The organism is Novosphingobium hassiacum, from assembly GCF_014196055.1.
Classification (GTDB): Bacteria; Pseudomonadota; Alphaproteobacteria; order Sphingomonadales; family Sphingomonadaceae; genus Novosphingobium; species Novosphingobium hassiacum.
Genome location: NZ_JACICY010000001.1, coordinates 553,857 through 567,879 on the forward strand (window position 1 = coordinate 553,857; position 14,023 = coordinate 567,879).

Consider the following 14,023-nt stretch of genomic DNA (forward strand, 5'->3'; position numbering starts at 1 on the left):
GTTCCCAAAGACCTGGTGACCTGCCCCATTAGGGTGGTCCACCGGTTAAGTTAGAGTTCCGGCGGTTGTTGTCGCCCTGCTGGGCGGCCTGAAGCGTAGCGTAAGGCAGTCTAGCAGGGCGAGGCAAGATAGTTTGTGGTGCTGGCGGCTGGTATCCGAGCGATGAGTGCGGTCGGACGGTGTTGTAGTGGATGCGCCAGCGCTCGATCATGATGACCGCTTCCTTCAATGTGTAGAAGATCTCCCCATTCAATAGCTCGTCCCTGAGCTTGCCGTTGAAGCTTTCGTTGTAGCCATTCTCCCATGGCGATCCCGGCTCGATGTAGAGCGTCTTCACGCCGATCCGACCTAGCCAATCGCGTACGGCATTGGCGGTAAACTCAGCCCCGTTGTCGCTACGGATATGATCGGGTGGGCCATGGCGCTGGAACAGCTCAGTGAGCACGGCCAGCACATCATCGCTCTTGAGCTTGCGCTGGACATGGATCGCCAGGCACTGCCTCGAGTGCTCGTCGATTACTGTCAGCATGCGGAACGCCTTCCCGTCATGGGTGCGATCCATGACAAAGTCATAGCTCCACACATGGCCGCTATACTGCGGACGCAGCCGCACACATGATCCGTCGTTGAACCACAGACGACCGCGCTTGGGCTGCCTCTGCGGCACCTTGAGCCCTTCACGACGCCAGATCCGCTCGACCCGCTTGACGTTCACCACCCAGCCTTCATTCCGCAGCAGCGCCGTGATCCGACGATAGCCATACCGGCCATATTGCTGGGCCAGCCGGATTATCGCTGAAGTCAGCGGCTTCTCATCGGCTGGCGGTGTGGGCAACTTGCGCTGGGTCGAGCGGTGCTGGCCAACGACCTTGCAGGTACGACGCTGGGATACACCCAATGCCTCCTGTACATGATTGATGGCCAGCCGACGCCGCGAAGGGCTCAGTACTTTCCCTCGACAACCTCCTTCAGGATCAGCGCATCGAGCGTGAGATCAGAGACTGCCTTCCTCAGCCGCTGGTTCTCCTTCTCCAGATCCTTCAGTCGTCTTGCCTGGCTGACCTTCAGCCCGCCATACTCACGTCGCCAGCGATAATAGCTCTGCTCCGAGATCCCCAGCGACCGGCTGATCGCGCCGACCTTCTCTCCTTGCGAGAGCCGAACTTCGGCCTCACGCAGCATCCCGATAATCTGTTCTGGCGTGTATCTCTTCCGTGCCATTCAGCAGCTCCTTTCAAGCCGTAAATAGCCGGTTCTCTAACTCTCAAAATGGACCACTTTCTTGGGGGAAGGTCATCGATTGGCGGCGCGCATCGGGCACTATGAAGGAAAATGCGCTCAATGCCGCTACCGGTGCGGTCACCGCACGGCGAACAGCGGGCGGGGTCAATTCCGATCTTGGCTTCTATGCCGAAAACGATCTGACGCTGGGCGCATTGGTGCTGACAGGCGGATTGCGCGCTGACCGCACAACTATCGATGACGGGTATTTCGAAGTCCGCAGCGCTGCTGGCGTGGTTACCAGCCGCACCGACTATGCCACGCAGACTGGCTGGACAGCCACCTGGCGCGGCGGGGCTGTCATTCGCCTCAGTCAGGCTATCGCAATCCGCGGTGCAGCCTACACCGGTCTGCGCCAGCCGACGCTCAACGAACTCTATCGCCCATTTACCGTCTTTCCGATCACGACGCAGGCCAATGCTGCCTTGCGCAATGAACGGCAGAAGGGGTTCGAGGCAGGCCTCGATCTGACTCCCGTCCAGGGCGTGCGGTTGTCAGTCACGGGCTTTGAAAACCGCATCGAAAGCGCAATCGCCAACGTCACCATCGGCACTAACCTGCGTCAGCGCCAGAACATCGCAGAGATCCGCGCGCAAGGGATCGAAGCCAGCGCAGAAGTGACACACGGCATTGCGCACTTCAGCGGCTCGCTGGCTTGGACCGATGCGGATTTGCGTAACGGGCCTGCTAGCGCCTTGACGGGCAAACGACCGGCACAGACGCCGCGCGTTGCTGCATCTGCCACATTGGCGATCACCCCAGCCACGGGATGGCGTATCGCCGCCACAGCGCGCCATATCGGTCAACAGTTCGAAGATGATTTGCAGCAAGATAGCCTGCCAGCCGCAACCACATTCGACGCTTTCATTCTTTTGCCGCTTGTCGGCCGTGCGAGCCTTTTGCTACGCGGGGAAAACATGTTCGATGCTGCCGTCACGACGCGCAATTCCGGGGGTTCGATAGATCTGGGATCTCCCCGAACACTTTGGGCAGGCTTGCGCCTTGGCCTTTGATCAAGATCGTTGGACCACGCTTGGCATCGTCATTGGCATCACGGTTTGCACCGCGCCAATGGCGCTGGCGCAGGCTGACGCCACGATTGTCGTAACCGCACCGGGCGGAGCATTCGATGTGGACGAGGCGCAGTCGCTCGATCTTACAGAGATCGATGCCTCGGCGCGCCCCGACCTCGGCCGCGCGCTGGAGCGCTCAATTCCAGGTCTCACCTTGGGCGAGGCAAGCGGCAATGCCTGGCAGGCTTCGATCGGTTGGCGTGGCTTTTCGGTTTCCGCCATCCAGGGTGCGGAACAGGGGCTGGCAGTATATCTGGATGGTGTGCGCTTCAATCAGCCGTTCGGGGATGTCCTGTTGCTCGACCTGGTGCCCGATGCGGCTCTTGTTTCGGCGCAGGTCAACGAAGCAAACCCCGTTCTCGGACGAAATGCGCTGGCAGGTTCGCTGCTGTTGCAAACAGGTGATGGCACAAGTCTGGCAGGTTCCCGGGCGATCTTCGACATCGATACGACCGGGAGCAAAGGTGGCATGCTTTCGCTCGGTCTGGCGAATGAAACGAGCGATCTGCTGTTGCTAGGTGATTGGCGGGACGAACCCGGCTGGCGCGTTGCCAGCCCGTCACGGCTTTATCGCGGTTTTGCCAAAGGGCGGCACAATGGTGATGGTTGGGGGCTCGAAATCTCCGCGCTCGTTGCCTCCACATCGCTGACTGGCAATGGGGTATCGCCCGTAGAACTGCTGGCGGCCGATTGGTCTGCAGTCTTCACCAGGCCCGATACCACCGACACGCGCTTCGGGCGCCTCGTCGTCGCTCCGTCGATAGAGCTTGGCGAAACCGGACGCCTTGAACTTCGCGGACATTACCAGCACCTCTCCCGGCGTAGCGCCAACGGCGATCTGGCCGATTTCAGTGCCTGCGATCGTGATCCCGGCGTCTTTTGCGTGGGCAGCGCGGACGATGGCTATACCGACCCGTTGCTGTCGGGCGGCTTGCCTGTTGCGCGCGACCCCGATTCCGATGCCGAAGATGCGGCGGTATTCAACCGAGGTGATGAACGGACCAATGCACACGGCGCGACGCTGCAATGGCTTGATGAAAGCGATACCAGCATCGGCAAACGGCGGTTTGCCCTTGGCGCATCGTGGGAGCATGCGGCCACGCGATTTGGTGCGACAAGCGAACTGGGCGAGCTGGAAGATGATCGATCGGTTGAAGCACTGGGTCTATTGCTGCAATCGGCAAGCGGTTCGATCACCTCGGTCGATCTTGAAACAAGGCTGACAGACGTTGCCGTCTTTGTCAGTGCGGAAGTGCCGCTAACCTCGCGGCTCTCGCTGGAGGCCGGCGCGCGATATTCGCACAATCGCGTGGTTCTGGATGATCGCATCGGAACGGCGCTTGATGGCAGCCATCAGTTTGACACCTTCAATCCCTCGCTCGAATTCGATTATGCGCTCGGGCGCGGCATCCATGCGACGGCAGGCTTCTCGCGCACCAACCGCAATCCGACCCCTGCGGAACTGAGCTGCGCCGATCCCGAAGCGCCGTGCACCTTGGCCAACTTTTTCATAGCCGATCCACCGCTTGAACATGTCACCGCGAGCAATTGGCATGGCGGGATCGCGGGGTCCGGCTCAACTTTTGATTGGCGCGTAAATGCGTGGCGCGCCGATACAAACCGCGATATTCGCATGACCGCTTCTGAAATCAGGGGGCGTGCCTATTTTGCCAATTTGGGCAAGACGCGCAGGCAAGGGGTGGAAACGTCGGTCGACTGGCGGCGCGGATCGTTCCGCGTTTCAGCCAACTATGCCTTCACCGATGCCCGTTTCCGCACAGGCTATACGATGTCGAGTCCGCAAAATCCGGCGGCCGACGCCGATGGATCAATAACCGTTGAACGGGGAGATCAATTGCCCGCCGTGCCGCGCCATGCGGCCACTGTGCGATTGGCGCGCGAAGGCGCAGACTGGGCATTGGGCCTCACCATGCGCGCACGGGCGGGACAATTCCTCGCAGGGGATGATGGCAACGCCAACCCCCGCACATCGGCCTACAGCGTGTTCGATCTCGATGGGAAGGTCGGCCTCGCCAGGGGCGTGGAACTGGTCGCGCAATTGCGCAATGTGTTCGACCGACATTATGCAACGTTCGGCACGTTCTCCGAGGTGGACGATATCGACCTTGCCGAAGCACCCGGCGCCACGAACCCACGCGCCCTTGCACCCGGGGCTCCACGCCGGTTGACCGTCTCGCTCAGGGCGCAGTTTTAGGTAGCAGCTCGGCCTCGATGGCCGGAAAGAAATGCGAGACGCTGCGCTGCAGTTCGTAGCGCGCAAACGCCAGTGTCGCAAAACGCGGTGGGATGGGCACCTCACCGGCCTCGGTCATATCAAGGCCAGACGCGACGGACTGTCTCAGGCTTGCATCCAGCCATGCAAGCCAGTCGCGCGTCTGGCCTATCGCTTCGCGCGCGCGGTCAAATGGGCCATGACCGGGCATCAGCAAGCGATGGGGAATGGTTTCGAGGTGGTCCAGCGCCGCTTGCCACTGCGCGATATTCGCGTGGGGCGTCGCTGGCGCACGGTTGTGGAATACCAGGTCACCGGCAACGAGCGTGCCTGTCGCAACATCCAACAAAGCCAGATCGCCCTGCGAGTGCCCCTTCAGCGCCAGCAACCGCAGCGCCCTGCCCCCGATCGTCACCAGGCCGTCGCCCAGGTCACCCTGAGGCAGTACCAAAGCCGTGCCCTTCATCCAGCCTGAGAGCAGCCGGTACATCGCGTCTGAAAAGCCTTCGGCATCGCGTTCGAGATCGGCCCGGGTGGCGGGCAGAGAGTGGACGATCTGTGGCGCAAACGCCGCCGCGCCCAGTGCGTGGTCTGGATGCAGATGGCTGATGATCACGCGCGCAACCGGCCTGCCGGTTACCTTCAAGGCCAGGGCTGCCAGTGCCTGCCCATGGGCGAGCGATACGCCGGCATCGAAGAGGACAGGGCCATCGTCGGTCGCGATGATCGCGACGTTGGCAATCGCACCGCCATTGGCAAAGGAGATCGGCTCATCAGCGCCGCGCACCAGCCAGATGCCATCCGCCACGAGTTCGGCGCGCGGCAGGTAAGCTTCCGCGAAGGGCTGGGCGCGGATCATCGCTGATCCCAACAATCCGGCACTGCCCCCCAGTACCGCGCGCCGTGAAACGATCACGGGTTGGCTGAGGCCATGCGCAAGGCACCAGCAGTAGCTGTCCCTGCAAATTGCAGCCCTGCACTGTCGGTTGCTTCGAACGCAATCGGGTGGCCGTCATTGCGCACCATCACGGTAAAAGCAGGATCCTCGGCCACCGACCCATTCACCGATATCTGGCCAAGAACAATCCCGCCTCTGTCCCGAATGGTCAGCCGCTCGATGTTGTAGGCCGCAATATTCTCGACAAGGCCGGTATCCATGGGATGGCGAAACGTCATGCGCAGGCGGGTCTGCCCGCCATCTTGGTTCCATGCGGCGGCGCGCGCTTCGCCCAGATGATCGGCCCAATCGCCCTTCACCCGGCTGACGGGCGGCGCGGAGCAACCGCCGCCTGCCGCGTCGATCCATTGCCCGGCCAGATGCCAGACGCCGTCACTTGTCAGCACGGCCGCACGCACCGGGGTGCGCTGGTCCAGTTTGATCCGCGTCGCGATAAATGGCGCGGAGGAAAGCGTCGTGTAATCTATCGCGACCGGGATGGGGTTCAGATCGGCAAAGATTACGATACGCTCCACGGCAGGCAAGTTGCGTGCATCGACCGTCACGGGAAAAACGCGCTGGTTCTCGGCAATGACGGGAATTTGGACGCGCACCGCCTGATCGAACACGATATGCGCTTTGCCAAACAAGCGCTGTGCATGGAATTCCCACATCGGTGAATCCAGCGGATCGGCCGGAAAAGTACTTGCGGCAGCAGGCCCGGCCAACACGGCGGTCGGCAATGCACATGCGATCATGGCGGCCAGTCTTGTCGTCATAAGCCTTCTCCCAAAGACCTATGTAGTTGGTCTGCGGGCCAGGTATATTGGACTAAAGGATGGAAACGATATGGCGCGAAATGGCTGGATCGCATTGCTGTTATGCGCAGCCTTGGCCTGTCAGCCGGCATCTGCCCAATCCAGTTTCGATGGCGATGGTTATCGCTCCACCCATTACCGCGCGCCGGTAGATGTCGCGCCCGATCCGGCGGCGCGCATCACACTTGCCGAAGCGTTGCGCTGGCACCGGCAGAAGCGCGCGCTTTTTATCGATGTCGTACCGGTTGAAGCGGGTTACCGTGATCCTGCGACGGGCGCGTGGAAGCTTAGCCAGCCCCACACCACGATACCGGGCGCCCTCTGGCATCCCGAAACGGGTCGTGCGCATCCCGATCCAGTTCTGTGGCAGGCGCTGCTCGCGGCGGTTCGGGCAAAGCGTCTGCAACACCCTGACGCGCCCGTGGTCGTTTACTGCCGCACGGATTGCTGGATGGGCTGGAACGCCGCGCGCCGTCTTGCCATCGGGGGCGTGGAGAAGGTCTACTGGCTGGCCGAAGGGGTTGACGGCTGGCACGCGGCTGGGCGCAAGCTCGTTGATGTGCAGCCGGTTATGGTCGCTCCATAACCAGCGAGCGAGGCCCGCAACGATTCAGCGCTGCTGCTTGAGGTACGCTATGATTTCAGCGCGCTTGGCCGCATCCTTCAGGCCGGGGAACGACATGCGATTGCCGGGAACGAGTGCGCGCGGATTTTCAAGCCACTTATCAAGCGTCGCATCGTCAAGCGTCAGCGCCGATGCCTTGAGGGCATCGGAAAACGCATAGGAGCCTTGGCCCATCTTGTGACCATAGACACCGTATAGATTAGGCCCGAGTTTGGCCGGTGCACCTTTTTCAGCGGCATGACACACGGCGCACCGCGCCCAGGCGGCAGGCGGTGTCGCGGCCTGAGCAATTTTCTCGGGCGCTTGGGTAGCCGGTGACGATGTCAAAGGAGTGGATACAGGCGATGCGCCAGGTGCAGAAGCGCTTGGGCTTGGGCTTGGGCTTGGGCTCAGGGTCCCTTCGTCAGGCGCGGCATTTGTGCTTGCCGTTTTAGGAGGCACTTCGCTTGGTGCAATGGATGGGGAGACGACCGGCGCAGCTTCAGCGGCTGCCGACTTATCGGAAGTGGGTTGCTGATTGTTCGAGCAAGCGGCCAGTAAAATCGTGGCCACGCTTGGCAGCAAGCGGTCTCGAAGCTGCAGGATGGTCACAGACGTCTCTCCCTTATCGCGTTTTGCGTGAAGCGCTGTGCCACGAAGCTGGGCTGAAGGTGAATTGGACTTTTGACCCCCAGCCACAGCGCGCGGACCGATGCCCGTACGTTCACCAGACAGTCCAAATTGCGGATCAGCGTTTTTGCGCGTCATGCGCATCACCGCAGTCGCGCCGACGACGACCTACGACGGCAGCATCGTTGCATAGCTACGCTGGTGCAGGGCCATCCACGCCGTTACGTCAGATGGATTCTCACTGGAAGTGCGAGCTTTTGAGGAAGTGGCAGATCGTGAGCGGCCATTGCAGGCCGAAACAACAAGATTTCCGTCCGAACTTATAATGGACACCACCCCCGCCTTGTCGCCATCTGACGATGCTGACTTATCAACTGCCTGTCATTGCTGGGCAAACTGGCAGAGCTTGACCACGGAGATTTGCAATGATTGGATCCATCCTTCAGGTTTTGCGGAGCCGGACTAATGCAGAGCAGACAAGTACCGAAACTGCTTGCGAGGTCACAAACGGCGTAACCCGCCAGGATTTTCTCAAATTTGCTGCAGTAGGTGCGCTGGTTACGGGATTCGGCAGTTCCGCCTGCGCTGGCAACGCAGCCCAAATGGAAAAAGGCACAGGCAAGGCTTCACCGGTCACCGATCTCGACAAAGTCTATGACGAATGGCAGGCGCGTATGAACCGTGCCGATCTTGAAGGCCTTGTCGATTTCTATCTCGAGGATGTGACGTACATCAATCCCGATGGAAAGCTGCTCATTGGCAAAGCTGCCGTCCGCACCGACTTCGAAAGCATCCTTGCGCTCAAGCCGCAGATCGTTCTGGGAGACCGCGTACACCACGTCTACCATGATATCGCGTTGACCACGAACCACTGGAAGATGACGTTCACCGATCCCGACGGCAAGGTCCAGAACCTGACGGGTGGTGGCATCGAAGTCATGCGCAAGCAGGCCGATGGCGGCTGGCGCTATATTATCGACGATGCATCGCGATCGGCATCAAAGTAATCGCTCTATCGCGCTCTGCGGGAACGTCATTTCGTGCCCGCAGAGCGCCCGATCAGCTTACTCTGCTGACGGCGCGAGCCTTACGACGATGGAATCGGCCTCGTCGGTCAGGGCGTAGAGCAATCCGTCAGGCCCCTGCCGGATGTCCTTGAAGCGCTGGTGAAGGCTATCGAGCAGGACTTCCTGCCGAAGCTCCTGCAGCTTGTCGTTGAAGACCACCCGGATGATGGCGCCAGTGCCATTGATCTGGCCACGGCGGGCACTTGCGATGAACAGATTGTTCTTCCAGTGGGCAAAGCGCGTCGCGTCATAGAACGCAATCCCGGCAGGCGCGATGGCCGGAAGCCAGGTCATCATCGGACCCTGCGTGCCCGGTGCCACGGGCGCGTGTGGCAAGGGCGATCCGCCGTATTCGTTGCCATAAGTCGAGGTTGGCCAGCCATAGTTGCGGCCGGGCTGGATGTGATTCAACTCATCCCCACCCTGCGGTCCATGCTCGGAAGCGATCAGCGCGCCACTGCGCGGATCGATCGCCAGGCCCAGCGGATCACGATGCCCGTACGTCAGGATTTCCGCGCGTGCGCCCTTCCGGCCGAAAAATGGATTGTCCGCGGGTATGGAGCCGTCGAGGCGCAGGCGCAGGACCTTGCCATAGATGTTGTCCAGCCGCTGGGCGGACATGATGTCGCCGGTGCTCAACGCACCCACCGATACAAAAACCACGCCATCGGCGCCAAACTGGATGCGCGATCCGCCAGCGCCGATCACCGGTTCGCCAACCATGATGTCCTTCACACTGGTAAGGCGCATCCCGTCCAACCGTGCGCTTGCCAGGATCGACGACACAGTCAAACGACCGGCCTTCGCATCAAAGGTGATCGGCTTGTTGTAGGTGAAGTAGATCAGGCCATTGCTGGCGAATTGGGGATGCAGGGCGATGTCCTGAATGCCCAGCACATCATCGGGGTGGAGATGATCCTGGACGCTGTAGTCGGGAACCCCGGCAATTGCGGTTGGCAAAAGCTCGGGCTTGGCGGACGTGGCACCGCGCAGCAGGCGCAGGCGCGCGCCACGTTCGACGATCAGCGCATCGCCGCCAGGAAGGAACGCCAGACTATAACCGTGGGCAAGGCCGCGTGCGATAACCTGGACACGGATATCGTGCTGTTCGGCGCTATCGAAGCTATACGGGGCGTCAGCAACCGGAACCGGCCTCAGCCCGACTTCCTCGACGTCCGCACAAAGCGCCGGCGAAGACAAGGCCACCACGCAAGCGCCAAGAACAAGCATGCCCTTGGGGGTAAAGAGGGAAATTGCCCGATATGCCATTTAGAGCTCCGTCCAGGTCATTCCGCAACGATCCGTCAGCGTAATCTGCGCATTGCGGCGCGGGAACACCTTAATCCTCCCACGCGATTGGGGATGATTGCCGGGACGGTCACGCTCTTGTCATTACGGGCCAGTGCCAGAGCCCAAATGCATGGGCTCTGGCACTCGGCTACATTAGTCGCGCAGTGACAGTGTCACACCGATCGTGCGAGGGCGGAAGCTTCCGCCACGGAACCAGCTTGCACCCGGGGTGTCGTGATAGAGTGCCAGCAAGGGTTGCTCATTGGTCACGTTGTTGATGAACACACTGAGATCGAGGTTCGACGACCCGACTTTGGTGAAACGTCCCCCAAAACGCAGGTCCAACTGCGACGTGGCAGGTGCGCGCGGCAGGTCTGGATCGACCAACGGCGAGTTCAGATCCAACGGCGTGTTGTTCTTGCTGGTGTAGGAGAAGTCGGCGCGGCCATAGAGCTCACCTTCACCGACTGGCTGCGTCCACTGGGCATTGAGCTGAACTGCCCAAGGCGCTGTGGGCAGAGGCTCGCCGGACCGGCGGACCACCGTATTGTTCGGTCCGGGAACGGCAGTGGTGTAGCGCGCATCGGTATGAGCAACCGAGGCACCGAGTTGCAATTGCTCAATTGGCCTTACTGCAACCGCAAGGTCAAACCCGTCAATCTTGGCATCGCCAAGGTTCAACGTGGTATAGAGCGTGCACACGGGCAGCGCGAACAGCGTCTGCACGTTCTTCCAGTCGATGTGGAACGCCGATGCGTCGATGGCGAGCTTGCCGTCAAACAACCGGTTCTTGCTGCCAATCTCATAGCTCCAGATCGAATCCGGCTTCACGTTGTTTGACGTCAGCGGATCGATGCCGATTGCTGCCGCATCGTCGGCGCAGGTCGAACCCACTGGCGGGGATACACCCGGACCACGCACGCCCTTTGCAGCGCTGGCATAAAACAGGTTGTTGCGGTCTGCCTGGAATGAAAGACCCAGACGCGGCGTAAAGTTGCGACTGGTCACGCGCAGATTTTCGGTCTGACCGTCCGTGGTGTAGAACGGACCTGCGGTGAAGTTTTCGTAGCGATACTTCGCGATCGTGTAGCGGCCGCCGAGTGTCACCTTCAGGCGGGGCACGATCTCATAGTCGGCCTGCGCATAGGCTGCGATCTGCTCGTCACGATGGATATTGCGCTGGAACAGGCTAAATTGGCCTTGATACAATTCCACGCCGAACACGTCGGTAAGCGAATCAAATGGCGGTTCGCCAAGCGTTTCCTGACCGAGGTTGACCACGTCGAGCAAGCGCCGGTCTGTTCCTGCATACTGATCGCGCACATAGGACTTCTGGTAGAATGCTCCGACGATCCAATTGAACGGTTCGTTCGAATTGTCATTCTGCAGGCGCAACTCCTGCGTGAACGCAGTCTGCTTGGTCCGGCTGTTCGTGCCTGGCGTATAGTCGACGAAGCCCGGGGGGAACGCGCCCGACGTCAGGCCGCTCAGCGCGAGGCTGAGCGTGGTGTCATCCGACGCCGTGTCGGTGGTGCGATAGAAATACGATGTGTCCGAAACCAGCGTTGCGCCACCCAGCTCCAGTTCCATCTTCAACGCAGGGAGATAGAAATCATCCCGGTGATTTTCAGGAAGTACGTTGAGGCTGAGCCGCTGATCACCGGTATCCAGATTGGTTTCATCGACTTCAAAGCGCGAACCATCGCGGATCGTCTGATGCTGATAATAGAACGACGGGGTAAGCGTGAGGGTTTCGGAAGGCTTCAAACCAACCGCGATGCGTCCGGTGAAGGAGTCAGAGCTGTTGATGTCCTTCTGGGTAACTTTTTTGGTCACACGATCCAGTCGGTCGATATAGCCGCCATCGCGACGATACCATGCGCTCGCACGCACGCCGACCTTGTCGGTGACGATTGGCGCACCGATGGCCAGCCCTGCTTCATAGCTTTCAGCGCCGTGTCGCGTGGTCGCAAGCTCGGTGCGGCCATAGAGCGAGAGGCTGTCATAGCTCGGCTTTGGCATGATGAAGCGCAGTGCGCCGCCAACCGAACCGCTGCCAAACAGCGTGCCCTGCGGCCCGCGCAGCACTTCGATACGATCGAGATCGAACACTTGCGGGTAGGGATTGCTCAACGACGGACTGACGCCGACGCGGGTCTGCACCGGCGTGTCATCGATGTAGATACCGGTCGTCGGGATGCCGGACGATGAATCCACGCCGCGAATGGCAATCGTGGTTTGGCCGGTACCATAGAGCGTCGCGCTCTGTCCGAAGCTGATGCCTGGCGTGATCTGGGCGATGTCGCCGACCGAGCGCACACCTTGCACATCCAGTTCTTCCTGGCCCTTTGCCACGATGCTCGCCGGCACCCGGCTGAGCGATTGCGACTTGCGTTGTGCCGTGACGATGATCTCGCCGACGCCGAGGCCCTTAGACGCTTCCTCTGCAGCCTGCGGCTGATCGGCGGGCTGGTCCTGAGCGATTGCTGCGGGGGAAAAGGCCATCATCGAAAGTGCACAGCCACCAAGCAGCGTTTTCTTGAATGTGCTTGCAGCACCGAAGCGAGCAGCACGGCAGTGGATCGAATGTCTCACTGTAATTTCTCCCTTTTTGTGTCCGCAGCGGGTCGGGGTCAGCCTTAGGAAACGGCCCGGCATCATCGGTCGATCGCCCCTTGCAATCGGCCGGTTTGCCATGACCAAAGGTTTGAAGCCTCGACTCACGTCTGGACGTCGATTTATTTTAAACCTAAAGTAAATGCAAACTGTAAGTTGCAAGGGGTCTCCCCTAAGGTGGGCAGACCAGACGTGCCTGAGCTCGCAGGTAGAGTGGGGAGAATAAAGGTTGGACAGCCCGATCGGCGCCAAAGACGTGCCTGGATCGCCCGAAATGGAACGCGAGATCGCACGGTTTCGCGCGTCACTTTCGGCCAGCCGGTCGGCAGCGCAGCTCAAGTTGTTCGACTATCTTGCTGAACGCTCGGCCGATGCGCGCGCGCCGAAGGAAATCGAGATCGCCCATGCCGTCTTCGGCAATGAAACCGGCCTGCAGGAAAGTCCCAACGATTCCGGCGTGCGGGTCTATGTTCACCGCCTGCGCAAGCGGGTCGACGAGTTCTATGGAGGCTCAGTCGGCGCACGCTTGGTCATTCCCAAAGGCGAATACCGTCTGGTTCTGCAGATGCCGGAAGCAGAAGGCGTTGCCAGCAGCCCATTCACCGAATTCGTGCGCAAGGCGGTCCGGCCCGCAGGCTGGCACTGGTTCCTGCTTGCCGGCATCATTTGCCTGATTGTTGCAGGTGCCATGCTGATGCCACAACCTGACGCAGCCGAGGGCAACGCGCGCAAGCTCGCATCAACGCAGTTCTGGGGCGGCCTTGACGATTCGCAGCCCATCACCCTTGTGACCGGGGATTCCTTCATCCTTGCCGAAACCCGCGATCAGAGCAGCGTCAGTCGCCTGATCCGCGATCCAGCGATCCAGTCCCGCGATCAACTCGGGCAACACCTCAAGACACATCCCGAAGCGTTCTACCGGCTTTACGATCTCGACCTGCATTTCGCACCGGTCAGCACAGTCATGGCCGCGTGGGATCTGCAGGCCACCCTCCCCCTCACCCGCGCCGGCAAGATACGCAGGTCACAGCTGCTGCCCGTGTCCAGCGCAACCGAATCGGCGCTGCGCTCCCGAACGGTAGTCTATGTAGGCCGCCTCGCCGATCTCGGCATTCTCTCCCCCAGCCTCGCTGCTGCCTCACGCTTCCGGCTTGAAGGCGAAGCTACGGTTCGCGATCAATCGACACAAAAGCTTGCGAAGGCGACCGACGGTGCGGATCTGGGTATGATTGCCAGTCTGCGCACGTCTGACGGGAGGCGGTTGATCTTCATCACGGGCATCGGCGATCTGGCGATGCAAGACATGGTGCGGCTCGTCTCCAACGCCGCCGCACTCGACGATCTTGAGCGTGGTCCGGCCCGCCACCGGTACTACGAGGCGCTGTTTGAAGTGACCTCGGTTGATCCGATCCATGCTGAGCGACGGCTTATCGCCGTGCATCCATTGCGATAACGAGCACGCACATCACCACTT

General features: G+C 60.6%; 11 protein-coding genes. 5 read left to right on the plus strand and 6 right to left on the minus strand.

From position 1 onward, the window contains the following. Nucleotides 1–28: 28 nt before the first annotated feature. A protein-coding gene (locus GGQ88_RS02885; RefSeq protein ID WP_234782508.1) for an IS3 family transposase occupies nucleotides 29–1,221 on the minus strand; the annotation gives its coding sequence in 2 pieces (ribosomal slippage) (nucleotides 29–963 and nucleotides 963–1,221; 1,194 coding nt in all). Between GGQ88_RS02885 and GGQ88_RS02890 the strand changes: the two genes are divergently transcribed. Further along, nucleotides 1,215–2,294, plus strand: a complete 1,080-nt coding sequence (locus GGQ88_RS02890; RefSeq protein ID WP_343057057.1) for a TonB-dependent receptor domain-containing protein — start codon at nucleotides 1,215–1,217, stop codon at nucleotides 2,292–2,294. The two genes, GGQ88_RS02885 and GGQ88_RS02890, sit on opposite strands and share 7 nt — an antisense overlap. Beyond that, nucleotides 2,284–4,569, plus strand: coding sequence for a TonB-dependent receptor (locus tag GGQ88_RS02895; protein ID WP_246385409.1), 2,286 nt, complete (start codon nucleotides 2,284–2,286; stop codon nucleotides 4,567–4,569). The genes GGQ88_RS02890 and GGQ88_RS02895 overlap by 11 nt, the downstream gene beginning before the upstream one ends. On the opposite strand, the gene GGQ88_RS02900 is transcribed toward GGQ88_RS02895, so the two are convergent. Further along, complete coding sequence (locus GGQ88_RS02900; protein ID WP_343057058.1) at nucleotides 4,553–5,503, minus strand: quinoprotein relay system zinc metallohydrolase 1; 951 nt, start codon at nucleotides 5,501–5,503, stop codon at nucleotides 4,553–4,555. The genes GGQ88_RS02895 and GGQ88_RS02900 overlap by 17 nt on opposite strands. After that, nucleotides 5,500–6,303, minus strand: coding sequence for a quinoprotein dehydrogenase-associated SoxYZ-like carrier (locus tag GGQ88_RS02905; RefSeq protein WP_183611577.1), 804 nt, complete (start codon nucleotides 6,301–6,303; stop codon nucleotides 5,500–5,502). Before GGQ88_RS02905 ends, GGQ88_RS02900 begins: the two co-directional genes overlap by 4 nt. Nucleotides 6,304–6,373: 70 nt before the next feature. Here GGQ88_RS02905 and GGQ88_RS02910 point away from each other — a divergent pair, with 70 nt between their 5' ends. Next, nucleotides 6,374–6,928: a rhodanese-like domain-containing protein gene (locus tag GGQ88_RS02910; RefSeq protein WP_183611578.1), complete on the plus strand. Its 555-nt coding sequence runs from the start codon at nucleotides 6,374–6,376 to the stop codon at nucleotides 6,926–6,928. 24 nt (nucleotides 6,929–6,952) lie between these two features. Here GGQ88_RS02910 and GGQ88_RS21190 read toward each other — a convergent pair whose 3' ends face one another. Next, nucleotides 6,953–7,558, minus strand: a complete 606-nt coding sequence (locus GGQ88_RS21190; protein WP_246385410.1) for a c-type cytochrome — start codon at nucleotides 7,556–7,558, stop codon at nucleotides 6,953–6,955. Between the two features lie 620 nt (nucleotides 7,559–8,178). Between GGQ88_RS21190 and GGQ88_RS02920 the strand changes: the two genes are divergently transcribed. Beyond that, the gene (locus tag GGQ88_RS02920) at nucleotides 8,179–8,583 is read left to right on the plus strand and encodes a YybH family protein (RefSeq protein ID WP_183611580.1); all 405 of its coding nucleotides are present in this window, start codon (nucleotides 8,179–8,181) and stop codon (nucleotides 8,581–8,583) included. A gap of 57 nt (nucleotides 8,584–8,640) precedes the next feature. Here the strand turns inward: GGQ88_RS02920 and GGQ88_RS02925 are convergent, their stop codons facing one another. Both GGQ88_RS02925 and GGQ88_RS02930 read right to left on the minus strand, forming a co-directional pair. Continuing rightward, nucleotides 8,641–9,912 carry a PQQ-dependent sugar dehydrogenase gene (locus tag GGQ88_RS02925; RefSeq protein WP_183611581.1) on the minus strand — a complete coding sequence of 424 codons (1,272 nt, stop codon included), beginning with the start codon at nucleotides 9,910–9,912 and terminating at the stop codon, nucleotides 8,641–8,643. A 174-nt stretch (nucleotides 9,913–10,086) separates the two neighbouring features. Beyond that, a complete protein-coding gene (locus tag GGQ88_RS02930) occupies nucleotides 10,087–12,528 on the minus strand; it encodes a TonB-dependent receptor domain-containing protein (protein WP_183611583.1) in 2,442 nt (813 codons plus the stop codon). A gap of 250 nt (nucleotides 12,529–12,778) precedes the next feature. Between GGQ88_RS02930 and GGQ88_RS02935 the strand changes: the two genes are divergently transcribed. After that, nucleotides 12,779–14,002: a hypothetical protein gene (locus GGQ88_RS02935; protein ID WP_183611585.1), complete on the plus strand. Its 1,224-nt coding sequence runs from the start codon at nucleotides 12,779–12,781 to the stop codon at nucleotides 14,000–14,002. The last annotated feature ends 21 nt before the right edge of the window (nucleotides 14,003–14,023 follow it).

Coding starts and splice junctions, on each gene's coding strand:
- GGQ88_RS02905 (WP_183611577.1), bottom strand. CDS start 6,303: ATGACGACAAGACTGGCCGCCATGATCGCATGTGCATTGCCGACCGCC.
- GGQ88_RS02910 (WP_183611578.1), top strand. CDS start 6,374: ATGGCGCGAAATGGCTGGATCGCATTGCTGTTATGCGCAGCCTTGGCC.
- GGQ88_RS02920 (WP_183611580.1), top strand. CDS start 8,179: ATGGAAAAAGGCACAGGCAAGGCTTCACCGGTCACCGATCTCGACAAA.
- GGQ88_RS02925 (WP_183611581.1), bottom strand. CDS start 9,912: ATGGCATATCGGGCAATTTCCCTCTTTACCCCCAAGGGCATGCTTGTT.